At 59.1% G+C, this 18,063-nt stretch carries 17 protein-coding genes; 10 read left to right on the forward strand and 7 right to left on the reverse strand.

The features are described 5' to 3' along the window. The first annotated feature begins 237 nt into the window (after nucleotides 1-237). The 7 genes from AC1DCP_RS08880 (at nucleotide 238) to AC1DCP_RS08910 (ending at nucleotide 8,661) form a co-directional block, all read left to right on the forward strand. Complete coding sequence (locus AC1DCP_RS08880) at nucleotides 238-1,407, forward strand: LptF/LptG family permease (protein WP_003512402.1); 1,170 nt, start codon at nucleotides 238-240, stop codon at nucleotides 1,405-1,407. Beyond that, nucleotides 1,404-2,492: an LPS export ABC transporter permease LptG gene (gene lptG / locus AC1DCP_RS08885; protein WP_003512400.1), complete on the forward strand. Its 1,089-nt coding sequence runs from the start codon at nucleotides 1,404-1,406 to the stop codon at nucleotides 2,490-2,492. Before AC1DCP_RS08880 ends, lptG begins: the two co-directional genes overlap by 4 nt. Then, nucleotides 2,492-4,873: an LPS-assembly protein LptD gene (locus tag AC1DCP_RS08890; RefSeq protein WP_003512398.1), complete on the forward strand. Its 2,382-nt coding sequence runs from the start codon at nucleotides 2,492-2,494 to the stop codon at nucleotides 4,871-4,873. The genes lptG and AC1DCP_RS08890 overlap by 1 nt, the downstream gene beginning before the upstream one ends. A gap of 297 nt (nucleotides 4,874-5,170) precedes the next feature. Continuing rightward, nucleotides 5,171-6,118 carry a SurA N-terminal domain-containing protein gene (locus AC1DCP_RS08895; protein ID WP_003512396.1) on the forward strand — a complete coding sequence of 316 codons (948 nt, stop codon included), beginning with the start codon at nucleotides 5,171-5,173 and terminating at the stop codon, nucleotides 6,116-6,118. 19 nt (nucleotides 6,119-6,137) lie between these two features. Beyond that, nucleotides 6,138-7,160: a 4-hydroxythreonine-4-phosphate dehydrogenase PdxA gene (gene pdxA / locus AC1DCP_RS08900; RefSeq protein ID WP_065688186.1), complete on the forward strand. Its 1,023-nt coding sequence runs from the start codon at nucleotides 6,138-6,140 to the stop codon at nucleotides 7,158-7,160. Then, nucleotides 7,160-7,990, forward strand: coding sequence for a 16S rRNA (adenine(1518)-N(6)/adenine(1519)-N(6))-dimethyltransferase RsmA (rsmA, locus tag AC1DCP_RS08905; protein ID WP_003512392.1), 831 nt, complete (start codon nucleotides 7,160-7,162; stop codon nucleotides 7,988-7,990). Before pdxA ends, rsmA begins: the two co-directional genes overlap by 1 nt. Nucleotides 7,991-8,046: 56 nt before the next feature. Then, the gene (locus AC1DCP_RS08910) at nucleotides 8,047-8,661 is read left to right on the forward strand and encodes an alpha/beta hydrolase (protein ID WP_065688300.1); all 615 of its coding nucleotides are present in this window, start codon (nucleotides 8,047-8,049) and stop codon (nucleotides 8,659-8,661) included. Between the two features lie 27 nt (nucleotides 8,662-8,688). Here the strand turns inward: AC1DCP_RS08910 and gmk are convergent, their stop codons facing one another. From gmk to fabD, 7 genes are all read right to left on the reverse strand, one after another. Further along, nucleotides 8,689-9,351 (reverse strand): guanylate kinase, encoded by a 663-nt coding sequence (gene gmk, locus AC1DCP_RS08915; protein WP_003512388.1) that lies wholly within the window; start codon nucleotides 9,349-9,351, stop codon nucleotides 8,689-8,691. Nucleotides 9,352-9,355: 4 nt separating this feature from the next. Then, the gene (locus tag AC1DCP_RS08920; protein ID WP_065688184.1) at nucleotides 9,356-10,243 is read right to left on the reverse strand and encodes a YicC/YloC family endoribonuclease; all 888 of its coding nucleotides are present in this window, start codon (nucleotides 10,241-10,243) and stop codon (nucleotides 9,356-9,358) included. A 68-nt stretch (nucleotides 10,244-10,311) separates the two neighbouring features. Next, nucleotides 10,312-11,532, reverse strand: a complete 1,221-nt coding sequence (gene mltG, locus AC1DCP_RS08925; RefSeq protein ID WP_476774219.1) for an endolytic transglycosylase MltG — start codon at nucleotides 11,530-11,532, stop codon at nucleotides 10,312-10,314. Nucleotides 11,533-11,897: 365 nt separating this feature from the next. Continuing rightward, complete coding sequence (gene fabF / locus AC1DCP_RS08930) at nucleotides 11,898-13,160, reverse strand: beta-ketoacyl-ACP synthase II (protein WP_026330798.1); 1,263 nt, start codon at nucleotides 13,158-13,160, stop codon at nucleotides 11,898-11,900. 246 nt (nucleotides 13,161-13,406) lie between these two features. Beyond that, a complete protein-coding gene (locus tag AC1DCP_RS08935; protein ID WP_003502080.1) occupies nucleotides 13,407-13,643 on the reverse strand; it encodes an acyl carrier protein in 237 nt (78 codons plus the stop codon). A 350-nt stretch (nucleotides 13,644-13,993) separates the two neighbouring features. Then, entirely contained in the window at nucleotides 13,994-14,731 is a 738-nt protein-coding gene (gene fabG, locus AC1DCP_RS08940) for a 3-oxoacyl-[acyl-carrier-protein] reductase (RefSeq protein ID WP_065688183.1), read from the reverse strand. Between the two features lie 99 nt (nucleotides 14,732-14,830). Then, a complete protein-coding gene (fabD, locus tag AC1DCP_RS08945) occupies nucleotides 14,831-15,775 on the reverse strand; it encodes an ACP S-malonyltransferase (RefSeq protein WP_065661162.1) in 945 nt (314 codons plus the stop codon). 222 nt (nucleotides 15,776-15,997) lie between these two features. Between fabD and AC1DCP_RS08950 the strand changes: the two genes are divergently transcribed. From AC1DCP_RS08950 to rpsR, 3 genes are all read left to right on the forward strand, one after another. Continuing rightward, entirely contained in the window at nucleotides 15,998-17,041 is a 1,044-nt protein-coding gene (locus AC1DCP_RS08950) for an aldo/keto reductase (RefSeq protein WP_065688299.1), read from the forward strand. A gap of 291 nt (nucleotides 17,042-17,332) precedes the next feature. Then, nucleotides 17,333-17,794: a 30S ribosomal protein S6 gene (rpsF, locus tag AC1DCP_RS08955; protein ID WP_003512373.1), complete on the forward strand. Its 462-nt coding sequence runs from the start codon at nucleotides 17,333-17,335 to the stop codon at nucleotides 17,792-17,794. A gap of 13 nt (nucleotides 17,795-17,807) precedes the next feature. Next, the gene (gene rpsR / locus AC1DCP_RS08960) at nucleotides 17,808-18,056 is read left to right on the forward strand and encodes a 30S ribosomal protein S18 (RefSeq protein ID WP_003496832.1); all 249 of its coding nucleotides are present in this window, start codon (nucleotides 17,808-17,810) and stop codon (nucleotides 18,054-18,056) included. The last annotated feature ends 7 nt before the right edge of the window (nucleotides 18,057-18,063 follow it).

Here is an 18,063-nt window from a genome sequence, read left to right on the forward strand (position 1 = left end):
TTTAAAGGCTCACATTCTTTAACGGCCGACATTCGCTAAAGGAAAGGCATTTTTGTGGAATGGCCGATCGCGTCATGAAACCGACAGCTTGTTCCACAAAAAGACACAGGCGGTGGAAAAATCATCGTGCAAAACATTTTTGTGAGCGTGCCGGAATAGCCAATTGCAAACGATGCGATTAGATAGGCGGAAATCCGGCGAGCGATCGCGCAGAAAAACAATGTCGACAAGGGCAGTATGAAGCTTCTCGAGAACTATATCCTGCGACGGACAACGCAGATGTTTCTGGTCGCGCTGCTGCCGGTGCTGGCCATCATCTGGACCATCCAGGTTCTCCAGAGAATCAACCTCGTCACCGATACCGGCCAGTCGATGGGCTCCTTCATGGCGCTGGCGACGATGATCCTGCCGACGCTGATTCCCGTCGTGTTGCCTTTCGCCCTCGTCATCGGCATCACCCAGACGTTCACGGCGATGAACAACGATTCCGAGCTCGCCATCATCGATGCGGCCGGATCGTCGCGCTCTGTGATGTTTCGCCCGGTTATCATTCTGGCTGCCGTTCTAAGTGCGCTTTCCTTCACCATCACCAACTTCATCGAGCCGCCTGCCCGAAATTCGGCCAGGCAGATGGTGGCGGCTGCCTATGCCGACCTCCTCTCGTCGGTGATCGAGGAAAAGACCTTCCGCGCTGTTCAGGACGGCCTCTATGTGCAGATCGCCCAGCGTCAGGGCCGTATCCTCAAGGGCCTGTTCGTCGCCGACCGCCGCGATCCGAATTTCGATCTTATCTATTACGCCAAGGAAGGCATGATCGATGAAAGCGGCACGTCGCTGACGATGCGCGACGGCGAAGTCCAGCAGAAAACACCTGATGGCAAGGTCTCCATCGTCAAGTTCCTGTCCTATGCCTTCGACCTTTCGACCATGTCGGAAAAGCAGACTTCCGAACCGTCGCTTTCTCCGGGCGATGCGAGCCTCGGTTTCCTTCTCTCGCCAGACGAGAACAACGCGAGTTACAAGCGGTCTCCCGAAAGCTTCCGCAGTGAGCTGCACAAGCGCCTGTCGGACTGGATGTTCGCCTTCGCCTTCGCACTGATATCGCTGGTCATAGCCGCTGATGCGCGCTCGCATCGTGAAGCGCGGATGCATCCGATGGTCGCTGCGCTGGTGACGGCCTTCATGCTGCGCTGGCTCGGTTTTTACGTCACCAACCAGGTCAAGCAGAGCGCGGCCTTCATTCCGCTGGTCTATGCCGTGCCGGGCCTCAGCGGCGCCGCCGCCGCCTTTATTCTCATCACGGGTCGCAAGCCGAGAATGCCGAAGATCATCGCGGATACGGCCAGCCGTCTGCGCCGTCTTTTCTCCAGCCGGCTGGCGCGAAGCTCGGGGAGCGGTAACGCATGATTTTCAGCACCCTCGCCCGGTATTTCCTCAAACGGTATCTGATCACGGCCATCTGGTTCCTGCTCGGCGTATCTGCAATTATCTATCTTGCCGATTTCAGCGAAACTGCGCGGCGCATGTCCAGCGTGCCGGGCTATTCGGTTCCAGGCGCACTTGGTCTCACCGCACTTCGCCTGCCGTTGATCCTGCAGCAGACTATTCCCTTCATCGCACTCTTTGTCGGCATGACGACGCTGATCTCGCTCAACCGGCGTTACGAGCTCGTCGTCACGCGTGCGGCAGGCGTCTCCGCCTGGCAATTCATCCTTCCTTTTGTCCTTGGTGCGGTCTTTCTCGGCATCCTGTCCGTCCTCGTCCTCAACCCTATCGCCGCCTGGGGGCAAAACCAGTCGCTGTCGATGGAAGCGGGCTGGCGTAACGAAGGCAGCGGCGGCCGCCAGCAGGATATCATTCCCTGGATGCGCCAGTCGAGCGGCGGCCAGGATACGATCATCGGCGCCAAGAGCTTCGAAGACAACGGGACCATGCTTCTCGACGTGGTTCTGATACACCTCGACAAGGCCGGCAACATCGTCTCCCGGCAGGACGCGAAGTCGGCAAAGTTGGAAGATGGTTACTGGCTTCTTAACGGCGTCGCGGAAACCCGCGCGGGACATGTGCCAGTTCGGCAAGAGAGCACGCGGATCAGTACCAATCTGAGACGGGAATTCGTTCAGGAACGCATGACACAGACGGAAACCGTTGCTTTCTTTGATCTTTCTCACAAGATCGAAGTTGCAAAGTCTTTTGGACTGTCTTCGAAAGCGCTTGAGACGCAGTATCATTTCCTGCTATCGACCCCCCTGCTTCTGGTTGCGATGACCTTGATCGCCGCGACAGTTTCATTAAAGTTCAGCCGCTTCGCCCAGTCGCGCTCCGTGATTCTGGGTGGAATCGTTTCCGGCTTCGTGCTTTATGTAGTAACCGTGCTCGTAAGGGCATTCGGGAGTGGTGGCGTTGTCCCTCCCACCGTCGCGGTCTGGGTTCCAGTCATCGTGGCGTTGGCTTTGGGGGCAACCATTCTGCTTCATCAGGAGGACGGCTAGTGGCGGTATATGACCGCGGGAATATCAGGCGGCTTTGGACGGCCCTTCTGACAGGTGCCGCTGTGTGCGCATATTTGGCATCCAGCCCGGTCGCTTTCGGCCAGGGTGGTTTGCTTGCGCCCGGAAGCCAAGACGATTCGAAACTCCTGCTTACGGCAAATGAACTGACCTATAATCGCGATTCCCAGCGGGTCATCGCGAAGGGTGTGGTTCGCATGCATTATTCGGGCTACCGTATGGTGGCCCAGCAAGTGGAATATAATCAGCAGACGGGCCGCGTGATTGCGCACGGCAACATCGAGCTGATCGAGCCCGGCGGCAACAAGATCTATGCCGACGAGATGGATGTCACTGACGATTTCGGTCAGGGCTTCGTCAATGCGCTGCGCGTCGAGACCCCGGACAATACCCGCATCGCGGGTGAAAGTGCCGAACGGCTCGAAGGCGACCGCATGGTCCTCAATAACGGCGTCTACACTGCCTGTTTGCCATGCGCCGAACGGCCCGAAAAGGCGCCGCTGTGGCAGGTCAAGGCTGAACGTGTCATTCAGGACGGCAAGACCCATACGATCCGGCTGGAAAAAGCCCGCTTGCAGCTTTTCGGCCATTCGATCGCCTATGTGCCGTTCCTGACGGTTCCGGACAATACGGTGAAGCGGAAGTCCGGATTCCTGTTTCCGCAGATGAGCATTACCGACAACCTCGGTTTCGGCATCGGCGTGCCCTATTTCCAGGTTCTGTCCGACACCTCGGATGTGACCGTTACCCCGACCTATTACACGACGCAGGGTCTGCTTCTGCAGGCGGAACTGCGCCAGCGTTTCGAAACCGGCATGCACACCGTGACCGTCGCCGGCATCAGCCAGCTGAAGTCCGATACATTTACTGCCGGAACCAGTGACGCCCTCAACGACAATCGCGGCATGATTGCCAGCAAGGGTAACTTCTCCATCAATCCGCGCTGGGCGTTCGGTTGGGATGCCATGGTGCAGACCGACAACAACTTTTCGCGTACCTATGGGCTGAAGGGTTACAAGAACGACGTCCAGACCAATCAGATCTATTTGGCTGGCGCAGGCGAGCGGAACAGCTTCGATGCCCGCGGCTATTATTTCAACGTTCAGGATACGGACAACAACGAATCCAACGAACGCAAGCAGGCCATCGTTCATCCGGTTGTCGACTACCGTTATTTCGTACCGGATCCGATCTATGGCGGCGAACTTTCGCTGACCACCAACCTGACCAGCATCACCCGCCAGAAACAGGATGCCTACGCGCTTGGAGGCTATTCGCGGTTCAACGGGCTTGAAGGAAACTATACGCGCCTTTCCACCGAAGCCGAATGGAAGCGCACCTTCACGATGGATAGCGGCCTGCAGATCACGCCGATCCTTGCCGCCCGTGGCGATGCGCTGTGGACGGATATGTCGGCTGCAAGCTTTACATCGGGTGGCACGTCTTATGCCTATCAGGGCATGATGCAGGACGATGCGGCGTTGCGAGGCATGGTAACCGGCGGTCTGGAAGTGCGTTACCCCTGGCTGTTCACGGCGCTTAACAGCAACCACGTGATCGAGCCGATTGCGCAGATTTTCGTGCGTCCGAACGAACAATATGCCGGCCGCTTCCCCAACGAAGATTCGCAGGCTTTCGTGTTCGACGCGACCAACCTGTTCGAACGTGACAAGTTCTCCGGTTTCGACCGGATCGAGGGCGGCACGCGCGCAAACATCGGTCTGCGCTACAACGGCACATTCGACAATGGCTACGGCATTCGCGCCATTGCCGGTCAGTCTTTCCACCTGGCGGGCGACAATTCTTTCGCCTCCTACGATCTCGTCAATGTCGGCGCGAATTCCGGTCTCGAATCCGACCGCTCGGATTACGTCGCCATGGCAGCCTTCGATGCGCCAATCGGTCTTTCGCTGTCGTCGAGCCTGCGCTTCGACAAGGACAATCTCGAGATCAACCGTTCCGAGACAGGCGTCAGCTATTCGGACCGCCGCCTCACCGGCAAGCTCAGCTATACGCAGGTCAAGGCGCAGCCGCAGTACGGCTACAATGAAGACCGCGATATCGTTCAGGCGTCCGGTACACTGCGCATGGACGACAACTGGTCGCTGTTCGGCTCGATCAACTACGATCTGAACGGAAAATTTGCCGCCGAGCGCCGTATTGGCATCGCCTATCAGGATGAATGCACGATCTTGACGGTCAGCTACTCCGACGAGGGCAATATCAATTCCAGCCGGCAGGCCGCCAATGACTGGTCGATCAATGCCCGTTTGGCATTCCGCACGCTCGGCGATGTCAGCATAGGCTCCGCAAACGAGGACTGGGCCGATATGGATATCGGCTGGAAACCGAACAATTACTGAGTTTAAAGGCAGGCCATACAGCATCGTGGCCTGCCTTTTTGCCATCCAGCCAGTAAAAGTCACGGTTTTGCCGCAACAACGCGCCAGGGTTCGTCCGGTATAGAACCATCGGGTTTCTTTCAACAAACCGACACATTGCCGTCTTGCAGATCGCGATGATATATACGTGGCAAATTCGCGGTGCGGATGCACAGGTGCAGATCTGAAAAGCCGGGGTAAGGAATATTCCCCATTGGCAGACAGAACAGATTGGCGGGACGGGGAAACAGACCCCCGCCCGACGAAAGGGAGAAGGATATGATGAATTTCGGAAAGACGGCTTTGCGTGGCGCTGCTTTCGCCTTTGCGATATTCGCCGTTCCCATGGCCGTTGCGCCCTTTGCCAGCCAGGCCTTCGCCGACAGCACGGTCAAGATCGTCGTCAACAAGACCCCCATCACCAACGACGATATTGCCAGGCGTGTCGCCTTTCTGAAGTTGCAGCGTCAATCCGGCAATCTCGCCGAAAAGGCACGCGAGCAGCTGGTTGATGAGGCGCTAAAGCGCGAAGAAATCGGCCGTGTGAAAATGTCGGTCAGCACCGAAGAAGTCGATGCGGCTTTTGCGCGCTTTGCTGCAAACAACAAGATGAACCCGCAACAGCTGACGCAGATCCTCTCCAAGGCCGGTGTCGGCGCCGACCACTTCAAAGCCTTCATTGCCGTGCAGATGAGCTGGCCGCGCCTTGTGAACGCCCGTTATGGTGCGCGTGGCAAGATGTCTAACCAGGACCTCGTCACCCGCCTGAGGGAACGCGGCGACAAGCCGGTAACGACGGAATATTTCCTGCAACAGGTGATCTTTGTCATTCCGGAATCGAAGCGTAATGCCATCACCGGCAAGCGCAAGGCCGAGGCTGAAGCCTCGCGCAAGCGTTATCCCGGCTGCGACCAGGCCATGACTTTCGCGGCCACCATGCGGGACGTGGCGATCAAGGATCTTGGACGGATTCTGGCGCCCGAACTGCCGGAAGAGTGGAAGCCTCTCGTGGAAAAGACCAAGGAAGGCGGCACCACAGGAACACGCGTGACCGAAAAGGGCGTCGAATATCTGGCAATCTGCAAGCAGCGTCAGGTTTCCGACGATTACGCAGCGGAAATGGTGTTCAAGTCCGAAGACCTGATGAAGGCCAAGGGTGGCGAAAACCCGAACGAGAAGAAATATATGGATGAGCTGCGCAAGAAGGCGCAGATCGTCAACACCTGATACGAGAGCCGGCCTTTCCGTGACACATGCATCCCTGCCGCTTGCCCTGACACAGGGAGATCCAGCCGGTATCGGCCCTGATATCGCCATTGCCGCCTGGGCCAACCGCCGGGAGAACGGCGTGGCGCCATTCATCTTCATCGGCGATCCCGATGTGGTGGCGAGCCGTGCGGCGCTGCTTGGCATACCGGTCAATATCGAGACCTGCGAAGCGGCGGATGCCGTCGGCGTGTTCGACCGTGCTTTTCCCGTTCTTCCTCTTCCCGTCGGTTTCGAGGTTCAGGCCGGCCAGCCGCATGTCGGAGCCGCTCATGCGACGATCAAGGCGATCGAGCTCGCCGTTGCCTTGACGGTCGAGGGCAAGGCTTCCGCCGTCGTCACCAATCCGATTGCGAAATCCGTGCTTTACGAAGCAGGCTTCGGTTTTCCCGGTCACACGGAATTTCTCGCCGATCTGGCTTTGCGCCTGACCGGCAAACAGGTGATGCCGGTGATGATGATTGCCGGACCCAAGGTCCGCGTCGTGCCGGTAACGATCCATATCCCAGTAAAAGACGTGCCTTCGGCGCTGACGGAAGAGCTGATCGTTACGACCTGCCGCATTATCGATGCTGATCTGCGGCAGAAATTCGGCATTGAAGCACCACGACTGGCGGTCGCCGGTCTCAATCCGCACGCGGGTGAAGATGGGGCATTGGGCACGGAGGACCGCGATGTGGTTCACCCTGCGACCATACGGTTGCGGAAAGACGGGATCGACGCTTTCGGCCCACTGCCCGCCGATACGATGTTCCACGATGCCGCCCGCAGGCGCTATGATGTCGCCGTCTGCATGTATCACGATCAGGCCCTTATCCCGGCCAAGGCGCTTGGCTTTGACGATTCCGTCAATGTCACGCTCGGCCTGCCCTTCATCCGGACCTCGCCCGACCACGGCACCGCCTTCGGCATCGCCGGCCAGGGCATTGCCAGCGAAACGAGCCTTGTCGCAGCGCTGAAGATGGCGGCGGAGATTTCTCTTCGCAGCCGGGTCGGCGCATAATGGCCGCCATTGACGGATTGCCGCCGCTACGCGATGTCATTCAGCGCCATGGGCTAGACGCTAAGAAGTCGCTCGGGCAGAACTTCCTGTTCGATCTCAACCTCACCCAGAAGATCGCCCGAACCGCTGGGCCGCTTGACGGCGTGACGGTCATTGAGGTTGGCCCCGGGCCTGGCGGCCTCACCCGCGCCATTCTATCGCTCGGGGCCAAAAAGGTTATCGCCATTGAGCGGGACAGCCGCTGCCTGCCAGCACTTGCGGAGATCGAAGCGCACTATCCCGGACGTCTTGAGGTCATCGAGGGTGATGCGCTGAAGACCGATTTCGAGGGTTTGGTTCCCGCTGGCGAACCGGTGCGGATCATTGCCAACCTGCCTTACAATGTCGGCACGCAACTGCTGGTCAACTGGCTGCTGCCGAAAGAATGGCCGCCTTTCTGGCTCTCCATGACGCTGATGTTCCAGAAGGAAGTCGGCCAGCGCATCGTGGCAGAAGAAGGCGACAACCATTACGGCCGCCTTGGCGTTCTCGCCGGCTGGCGCACGGTTTCGGAAATGGCCTTCGACGTCCCGCCGCAGGCCTTCAGCCCACCGCCTAAGGTTACCTCGACGGTCGTGCATCTGCTGCCAAAGGAAAAGCCGCTGCCCTGCGATGTCGCGAAGCTCGAAAAGGTAACGGAAGCCGCCTTCGGCCAACGCCGCAAGATGCTGCGCCAGAGCGTGAAAAGCCTTGGCGGTGAAGTTCTGCTGGAAAAGGCAGGCATTGACGCGACACGACGGGCTGAAACGCTGTCGGTCGAGGAATTTGTGACGCTAGCGAACTGCCTCTAATTGAAGGCGACGTTTCGGCACTTCTAACGCGGGTGACAGAATTAGAGGACAAGCGCGTGGAGAGTGCCGGTTTTCACTACAAGCTCCACATGCCCGTCGGATCGCCTGATTGCGCGGTCGTGTTGCTACACGGTTCGGGAAGAACGGAGGAAGATCTCGCTTCGTTTGGCCGTGCCGTTTTTCCCAACGGCATTCTGTATGCTCCGAGAGGCATTGTGCCATGGGAAAATGGCTTTGCGTTTTTTCGCAGAAAGCCCGACAGACAACTCGATATCGACGACCTGAAACATCAAGCCGCCGGGCTTTGCCGGTTTATCGAATTCGTATTTCAGCAGACGGGGCAAAGACCCTTTCTCGCGGGGTATTCAAACGGTGCGATCATCGCGGCTGAAACAATCTGCCAGAATCGTCATCTGTCGAGGGGTGCAATTCTGCTTCGGCCACTATCCCCCCGCAATAACGAGCATTTTCCGAAGCTCACCGGATATCCTGCGCTCCTGCTGGCAGGTGCACATGATGAGCGGCGGCATCGCGATGATGCGCCCCATTTGGCCGATCAATTTTCGACTGCGGGCGCGGATGTGGTACTGGAGACACTCGACACAGGCCACGGCTGGGCAGCAAACGCGGCAGACGAGCGCCTGTCCCGGCAATGGCTACGTCAGCATTAGAGATAACACGCCGCTTTAACTGCCAAATCAGAGCTGCGGTTCTTCCGCAAGCAGTCCGCGCACGAAATCGAACATGCCGTGGCGGCGGTCGCGGCGCACACGTTCGGCCTTGACTATCGCTTCTACGGCCTCGAAGGCCGCCTGCAGGTCGTCGTTGAGGATGACGTAGTCGTAATCGCGCCAGTGCTCGATCTCGGCGCGGGAATTGAGAAGCCGGGTCTGGATCACCGCTTCGGTGTCTTCGGCGCGGCGGTGCAGGCGCGATTGCAGCTCGGTCATGGTTGGCGGCAGGATGAAGATCGACACGACGTCGGCCTTCATCTTGTCCTGAAGCTGTTCGGCGCCCTGCCAGTCGATGTCGAACAGCATGTCGCGTCCGGCCGCCATCGCCACTTCCACCGGCTCGCGCGGCGTGCCGTAAAAATTGCCGTGAACCTCGGCCCATTCCAGAAGCTCATCGCTGTCACGCAGCCGCTCGAAGTCGCGCTTGGAGATGAAGTGGTAGTGGATGCCTTCAATCTCGCTCTGGCGGCGCGGGCGCGTCGTCACGCTGACGGACAGGCTGATGTTCTTGTCCTTGTCGAGCAGGTTGCGCGCTATCGTGGATTTACCAGCGCCCGATGGCGATGAAATCACCAGCATCAGCCCTCTGCGGGCAATCGTAACAGGGGAATTGTTCACCGGAACCATGGGTCTACTCCAGATTTTGGACCTGCTCGCGGAACTGGTCGATAACCACTTTCAGCTCTATGCCTGCTGCGGTTACCGCACTGGCGTTCGATTTGGAACAGATTGTATTCGACTCGCGGTTAAATTCCTGTGCAAGAAAATCGAGCTTGCGGCCAACTGGCCCGCCATGAGCCAAAAGTTCGCGCGATGCCTGGACATGTGCGTGTAGCCGGTCGACCTCTTCGCGCAGATCCGCCTTGGTAGCGATCAATGCGGCCTCGGCGTGCAGACGGTCGCGATCGAGCCCGTGCATGCCATCGCCAATAAGGGCAATCTGCTGGGCAAGCCTTGCAGCGATCTGTTCCGGCTGGCGGGAAGGATCGTTTTCGATGAGGTTCACGAGTTGCTCGATCCTGTCGATCTGCCCGGACAGGATGGCAAACAGGGACGCCCCTTCCCGCTCGCGCATGTCCTTCAGCTTCTCGACGGCGGCGGCAAAGCCCGCAAGCACGTCGGCGTTGCGCGCGGCCTGCGCCTCGGCATCATCTTCCGCCTCGCGAAAATCGACGAGCCCGCGCAGCGACAGTAGCGTATCGAAGCTCAGCGGCTTGTCGTCGACGACGTCGCCCAGTTCTTTCTTGAGAGCGAGAACTGCGGCAAGAGCATCGCGGTTGATCACCGCCTCCAGCCGGTTTTCCGCAATCGCCAGCGTCAATCCCGCCTGAATATTGCCGCGGGAAAGATGCTGTGCCGCGATTTCCCGCAGGCCCGTTTCCAGCGCTTCCAGACCGTTTGGCAGGCGCAGGCGCACATCGAGCCCCTTGCCGTTCACCGAGCGCAATTCCCACGCCCAGCGGTAACGGCCGGAGGTTCCTTCGCTGCGCGCGAACCCGGTCATCGATTGCAATGTCATATTCAGAAAGCCCCCATCATGCCGTGCAAAAAACCGGGCCTTGTGATGACAAGGCCCGGTCAGAACTATCAGTTATTGGCCGGTTTTTCCGCCTCGGTGCCGCCGGGCTGACCATCCACGACAACATCGGGATTGGCGCCGGAAGCCGCTTTTTCGGCCTCGATCTTGCGCCAGCGGCGCACATTGGCGTTATGTTCGTCCAGCGTCTTTGCAAACACATGGCCGCCGGTGCCATCGGCAACAAAGTAGATGTCATCGGTGCGCCACGGGTTGGCAACCGCCTCGAGTGCGGCCCGGCCCGGATTGGCGATGGGAGACGGTGGCAGGCCCTTGATGACATAGGTGTTGAACGGCGTCTGCTTTTGCAGGTCCGACTGGTAGATCGGACGGTCGGACGGTTTGCCGTCGCCGCCGAAGAGACCGTAGATGATCGTCGGGTCGGATTGCAGGCGCATGCCCTTCTTCAGCCGGTTGTAGAACACCGAAGCGACATGGGCGCGCTCGTCGTCCTTGCCGGTTTCCTTCTCCACGATCGAGGCGAGCGTCATGAATTCCTCGACCGTCTTGATCGGCAGGTCTGGGTCACGACGTTCCCAGATCATGTCGATCAGCTTCTCCTGCGCCGCGCTCATCTGGTTGATGATTTCCTCACGCTTCGTACCACGGGTAAAGCGATAGGTATCGGGGCGAAGGCTGCCTTCTGGCGGCAGGGTGGCGGGCAATTCGCCATCCAGCACCTCGTCGGCGGCAAGCCGCGCGAACATCTGCTTGACGGTCAGACCTTCCGGCAACGATACGGAATAAAGGATCGATTTGCCCGACTCCAAGAGCATCATGATATCCTTCATCGATGCGCCGGCCTTGATTTCGTATTCGCCCGCCTTCAGCGTCTGGTCCTTTTGCAGGTAGCTGCCCGTCATCAGGCGGAAGACACGGGCATTGGATACGACGTCATTGCGCTCTAGATTATTGGCGATCTCGATGAGGCCTGCGCCGTTGCGCACCGTGAAATGTGTGTTCGTCTGAAGCGGACCGGGCTCCTGGAACGCATTGATCATGTAATAGAAGGCTGCGACAGCAAGCACACAGACGGCAACCGCAAGCGTCATCAGAAAATTCAGGAAGATCACCAGCTGGCCATGGGCCTTGCGGGAGCGCTTCGGTGGAGCCGGCACTTTTTCCGGCCGAAGCGCTTCGGTCGGGGATTTCGGGATGATCGGGCCGCGATTGCCCTCACCCGCGCCGTCTCGTCCGTATGGTCCCTGGCTGTTCTGGTTCGTGTCGCTCACCGTCGGTCCTTTTCAGTTCGGCGTTGTCAGCGCTTTTTGCGCAGGTAATGCGGCAAAAACAGGTTCGGAATGCCTTCCTGCACCACATAGAGACATCGTGAAGACCTCATTGTCCTCCTTCACGAATCGTCGTTTCCGGCAAAGCCGGTCAAGGAAAGCCATCTGCGGCGGGAAATTCACCCGCAGCAGGAAATCATTCCGAAACCGGCAAACCGTCTTCCGTAAACGACTACAATATCGGCGCGAAAATCGAAATGGCTTTCGCAAGCCGCAATGCGTTCTTCAAAGAAGAGCGCTCTCAGGCACCCGGCGGGAGGGAGCCGCACCGCTTTAGGCGGTTTGCGGCGCCGGGTTTTCGTCGTGATTTATGCTTCGTAGCGACGCAGTACGAGGGAGGCGTTGGTGCCGCCAAACCCGAAGGAGTTCGACAAGGCGACGTTGACCTGCCTCTTGCGCGCCTTGTGCGGCACCAGATCGATCTTCGTCTCCACGTCGGGATTGTCGAGGTTCAGCGTCGGCGGAACGATGTTGTCGCGGATCGCAAGCGTGGCGAAAATCGCCTCGATAGCGCCAGCTGCTCCGAGAAGATGGCCGGTGGCCGACTTTGTGGAAGACATGGAAATCTTCGACGCCGCGTCACCAACCAGCCGCTCGACCGCACCAAGCTCGATCGTATCGGCCATGGTGGAGGTGCCGTGGGCGTTGATGTAGTCGATATCGTCAGGCGTGAGGCCGGCGCGCTTCAGCGCCATTGCCATGCAGCGGTAGGCGCCATCGCCATCTTCAGACGGTGCGGTGATGTGATAGGCATCACCGGAAAGGCCGTAACCGACGACTTCGGCATAAATCTTTGCGCCGCGGGCCTTGGCATGTTCCAGCTCTTCCAGAACGACGATGCCGGCACCTTCGCCCATGACGAAACCGTCACGGTCGCGGTCATAGGGACGCGATGCCTTCTGCGGATCGTCGTTATGCTGGGTGGAAAGCGCCTTGCAGGCGGCAAAGCCGGCAAGCGCGATGCGGCAGACCGGCGATTCGGCGCCACCTGCGACCATGACCTCGGCATCGCCGAACGCAATCATCCGGGCAGCATCGCCGATGGCATGCGCACCGGTCGAGCAAGCCGTCACTACGGCGTGGTTCGGCCCGCGCAGCTTGTGACGGATGGAAACGTGGCCGGAAACCAGGTTGATCAGACGGCCGGGAATGAAAAATGGAGAAATGCGGCGGGGGCCCTTGTCGCGTAGCGTATAACCCGCCTCGACAATACCTTCCAGACCGCCGATGCCGGAACCGATCAGAACGCCCGTGGCGATCTGGTCCTCGTCCGTTTCGGGATGCCAGCCGGCGTCCGCAAGCGCCATGTCGGCAGCGGCCACACCGAAAAGGATGAACGGATCGATCTTGCGCTGCTCTTTGAGTTCCATCCAGTCATCGGCATTGAACGTGCCGTTGGAGCCATCGCCGACGGGAATGCGACAGGCAATCTTTGCGGGCAAGTCTTCGACTTCGAACTCAGTCACGAGACGGGCACCGTTCTGGCCGGCAAGCAGCCGTTCCCAGGTGATTTCCGTTCCGCATCCAAGAGGAGATACCATGCCGGTACCGGTGATAACGACACGCCTCATCGCCAACGCTCCGCCCTTATCCAAATCATCGGTCTTTTTGCAACGCCACACACCATGGAATGGCGGGAACAGGCGCTGCACCATTTTGAATGTCCGCATAATCTTCCCCAGGCCGGAGCCGGTTCGGAAACTTATGCATTCGTCAGGACGCACGTCTTTCGGGCGCGTTCTGTTTCACGATAAAATATTGGCCCGGACAAGCCGGGCCAAGACGGGAGGTTGTTACACCTCCCCAATACAGGTCGATCAGGCCTGGGCCTTCTCGATGAACTTGACAGCGTCGCCAACAGTCAGGATCGAGTCAGCTGCGTCGTCTGGGATCTCGACGCCGAATTCTTCTTCGAAAGCCATGACCAGTTCAACGGTATCGAGCGAATCAGCGCCCAGATCGTCAATGAAGCTTGCGCCTTCAACAACTTTGTCGGCGTCGACGCCCAGATGATCAATTACAATTTTCTTTACGCGTTCTGCGATATCGCTCATGTCGGTTTCCTCGACCTTTATTTTGAAGGGAATGCCTTACGGCACCCTGCCCTGTTAGAAGCCCTCATGCGCCGTTCAAATCCGGCACTGCTGGCAAACCCGTTCAACCCGGTCCAAGCTAGACATCGTCGCGCAAAATCGCAACGGCTTCCTGTCTCTCCGGGACGACTGTTCACAGTCTTGGCCCGATTAACACGGTTTCAACCGGTCGAAAAGCCTGAAAACGCGCTAAGCACAACGTATGACAGGCAATTTCGCCGGAAACCGGCATGGAGGGTCTTGCGGCGCCCGACACCAAACAAGGTGCAGAAACAGCGCCGCAATCGTTTCAAGACGCCTTTCAGGTGGCGTCAGATCATCGCCATGCCGCCATTGACGTGCAAGGTCTGGCCGGTCATGTAGGCAGCTTCATTGGAAGCAAGATAAAGTACGGCCGAAGCGACTTCGGCGCCCGTCCCCATGCGCTTCATGGGAATGGCACCCATGATGGCGTCTTTCTGCTTGTCGTTCAGCTTGCCGGTCATCGCACTTTCGATGAAGCCAGGCGCCACGCAGTTGACGGTGACGTTGCGGGTGGCGATTTCCTGTGCCAGCGACTTCGAAAAACCGATCATGCCGGCCTTGGAGGCGCAATAGTTCGCCTGACCGGGATTGCCGGTGACGCCGACGATGGAGGTGATGTTGATGATACGGCCGAAACGGCGGCGCATCATCGGATGCGTCAGTTCACGCGTCAGGCGGAACATCGCTGTCAGGTTCACCTCGATGACGTTGTCCCAGTCCTCGTCGCTCATGCGCACGAACAGGCCGTCCTTGGTAATCCCGGCATTGTTGACGAGAATGTCGACGCCTTCCAGCTCGGCCTCGGCCTTTTCGCCCAGCGCCTTGACCTCGGCACGATCGGCAAGGTTGGCCGGGAAAATCTTGACGCGGTCGCCAAGTTCCGCCGCCAGGGCTTCGAGCTTTTCAACGCGCGTGCCGTGCAGGCCGATGGTTGCGCCCTGGCTGTGCAGAAGGCGGGCGATTTCCTCGCCAATGCCGCCGGTCGCGCCGGTTACGAGAGCCTTGCGGCCTGTCAGATCAAACATGTTCCGTTCCTTCTTTAGAGCAATTCCGCAAAAGCCTTTTAGCGGAATTGCATCGGGAATTACCGTAAAACAAAAAGCCGATGCGGGGCGAAGCCCGTCTCAACCGATAAGAGTGGCGAGAAGCTGGTCGATATCGGCAGCGCCGTTGACGGCAACGCCGTTCACCGTCTTGTCGATGCGACGGGCAAGACCCGTCAGCACCTTGCCCGAGCCGATCTCGTAAAGCTGCGTCACATTGTTGGCGGCGAACCATTCCACCGTCTCGCGCCAGCGCACCTGGCCCGTCACCTGCTCGACCAGCAAAGCGGCGATCTCATTGGCGTCGGAAACGGGGGCGGCACGCACATTGGCGATAACAGGCACGACCGGGTTATTCTTTTCGACAGCCGCCAGCGCCTCGCGCATGGCTTCCGCCGCCGGCGCCATCAGCGCGGAGTGGAAGGGCGCGGAAACCGGCAGCATGATGGCGCGCTTGGCGCCCTTTTCGGAAGCGATCGCAGCCGCCTTCTCGACAGCCGCCTTGCCGCCGGAGATGACCAGCTGGCCGCCGCCATTGTCGTTGGCGATCTGGCAGACGCCGAGAATGGCAGCCTCTTCACAGATTGCCGAAACAGCATCGTGCTCCAGCCCGATGATCGCTGCCATCGCGCCCTCGCCCACCGGCACGGCAGCCTGCATGGCATTGCCGCGGATGCGGAGAAGCCGTGCGGTATCGGCAACCGAGAAGGTGCCGGCAGCACAGAGCGCGGAATATTCACCGAGCGAATGGCCAGCGACATAAGAGACGGCGTCGGAGAGCTTCAGACCCCGCGCTTCCAGAACCCGCATGACCGCCATGGACACCGCCATGAGCGCCGGCTGGGCATTGGCCGTCAGCGTCAGCGTTTCTTCCGGGCCATTCCACATGATGTCGGAAAGCTTCTGGCCGAGCGCGTCATCGACCTCCTGGAACACAGCCCGTGCTTCCGGATAGGTATCGGCGAGTTCCTTGCCCATGCCGATGGCCTGGCTTCCCTGACCGGGAAATGTGAATGCAATACCCATGGGATGTGGTCCTTCTTGTCTGGCCTTGCCTTTATTCTTTTCGACTTCCATTCACATTCCGGCCTGCGGAGTCAAGGCTTGAAGCCCTTCGGCACCCCATCGACGCGGTTTTGCCGATCTATTTTCCCCTTTCTTTTCATCATATTTTTTCTTGCACTGCGGCAATTCCCCATTACTTTCATGCCACCTTTCAAATATCTGGCCAAGCACCGGGACATTTCCATGAAACAGAGACTATTGGGCCGCACGGGCATTTCCGTGTCCGAAATTTGCCTTGGCACAATGACGTGGGGCACGCAGAACACTGAAGCCGAAGCGCATGCGCAGATGGATTACGCGCTGGAGAACGGCCTCAATTTCTTCGATACGGCCGAGCTTTACCCCACCACCCCCGTTTCCGCCGAAACGCAGGGACGGACGGAAGACTATATCGGCACATGGTTCGAAAAGACCGGCAAGCGCGACCAGGTCGTGCTCGCCACCAAGGTCGCCGGTTCCGGGCGTGACTATATTCGCGGCGGGCGCGATATCGATGCGAGCGCCATCCGCGAGGCAGTAGATACCAGCCTCACGCGCCTGAAAACGGATTACATCGACCTCTATCAGATCCACTGGCCGAACCGCGGTACCTATCACTTCCGCGGCGCCTGGAGCTTTGATGCTTCCGGTCAGGAAAAGGAGCGCACGCTTGCCGAGATCACCGAAAAGCTCGACACGCTCGGCGAGCTGGTAAAGGCCGGCAAGATCCGCGCTATCGGCCTTTCCAACGAAAGCGCATGGGGTACGCAGAAATATATCGATATTGCCGAGGCCCGCGGCCTGCCGCGCGTCGCAACCATCCAGAACGAATATAACCTGCTCTATCGCAGCTTCGATCTCGACATGGCGGAAGTCGCCCATCACGAAGATGTCGGCCTGCTGGCCTACTCGCCGCTGGCGGCGGGGCTGCTCACCGGCAAGTATCAGAACGGCGCACGCCCTGCGGGCTCGCGCGGCACCATCAACAAGGACCTCGGCGGTCGCCTGCAGCCGCATCAGGAAGCGCCGGTCAAGGCCTATCTGGAGCTAGCCGCACAACACGGCATCGATCCGGCCCAGCTCGCCATCGCCTTCTGCCTGACACGCCCCTTCATGGCCTCCGCCATCATCGGGGCAACGACCATGGAGCAGCTGAAGGTGGATATCGCAGCAGCCGATGTCACCTTGTCCGACGACGTCCTGAAAGGCATCGCCGCGATCCATCGGCAATATCCGATGCCGATCTGACGACAGCGCAGCGCGCTTTTTCGCCTCCGGTCCTTGCATTCCGGGCAAAAATGGGTATAAGCGCGCTGTTCACAACACCCGGTCCAATTGGCTGGTGGCTGAACGGAGGGCTGGTTTCGGTAACGAAACAGCAGGAACCATAAGGTTTTTCCGGCCTCCCGTGTCTCCGCTCTCGACCGTCTCGAACAACGCTTTTCTTGCTTTAAGGCTTCGCAGCCTAACCAGGAGCAGTCGTTGAGGCTTAGCGCCGTTGCCGGGTGAAGGACGAAACGCAAGAAAGGCAAAGCTTAAATGGCTCTTTACGAACACATCTTCCTTGCCCGGCAGGATATTTCTGCCCAGCAGGTCGACGCACTTGTCGAGCAGTACAAGGGCGTTATCGAATCGTTCGGCGGTAAAGTCGGACGCGTCGAGAACTGGGGTCTGAAGTCCCTCACCTACCGCATCAAGAAGAACCGCAAGGCTCACTACGCTCTCATGGACATCGACGCTCCGGCGCCTGCGATCCACGAAATCGAGCGCCAGATGCGCATCAACGAAGACGTTCTTCGCTACATGACCATCGCCGTCGAAGCCCACGAAGAAGGCCCGTCCGCGATGATGCAGAAGCGCGACCGTGACGACCGTCCGCGCCGCGATGGCGACCGTCCGGATCGTGGCCCGCGTGAAGATCGTGGTCCCCGCGCACCGCGCGAAGGTGGCTTCGGCGACCGCGAAGACCGTCCGCGCCGTCCGCGCGAAGACCGTGCATAAGGAGAATTGACCAATGGCTGATACATCCTCTTCCCAGGCACGCCGCCCGTTCCACCGCCGTCGCAAGACGTGCCCCTTCTCCGGCGCAAACGCTCCGAAGATCGACTACAAGGACGTTCGTCTCCTGCAGCGCTACATTTCCGAGCGCGGCAAGATCGTTCCTTCCCGCATCACGGCCGTTTCCCAGAAGAAGCAGCGCGAACTCGCCCAGGCGATCAAGCGCGCCCGTTTCCTCGGCCTGCTGCCTTACGTCGTAGCGTAATGATTTG

The sequence above is a fragment of the Agrobacterium sp. 10T429 genome (genome assembly GCF_056393925.1).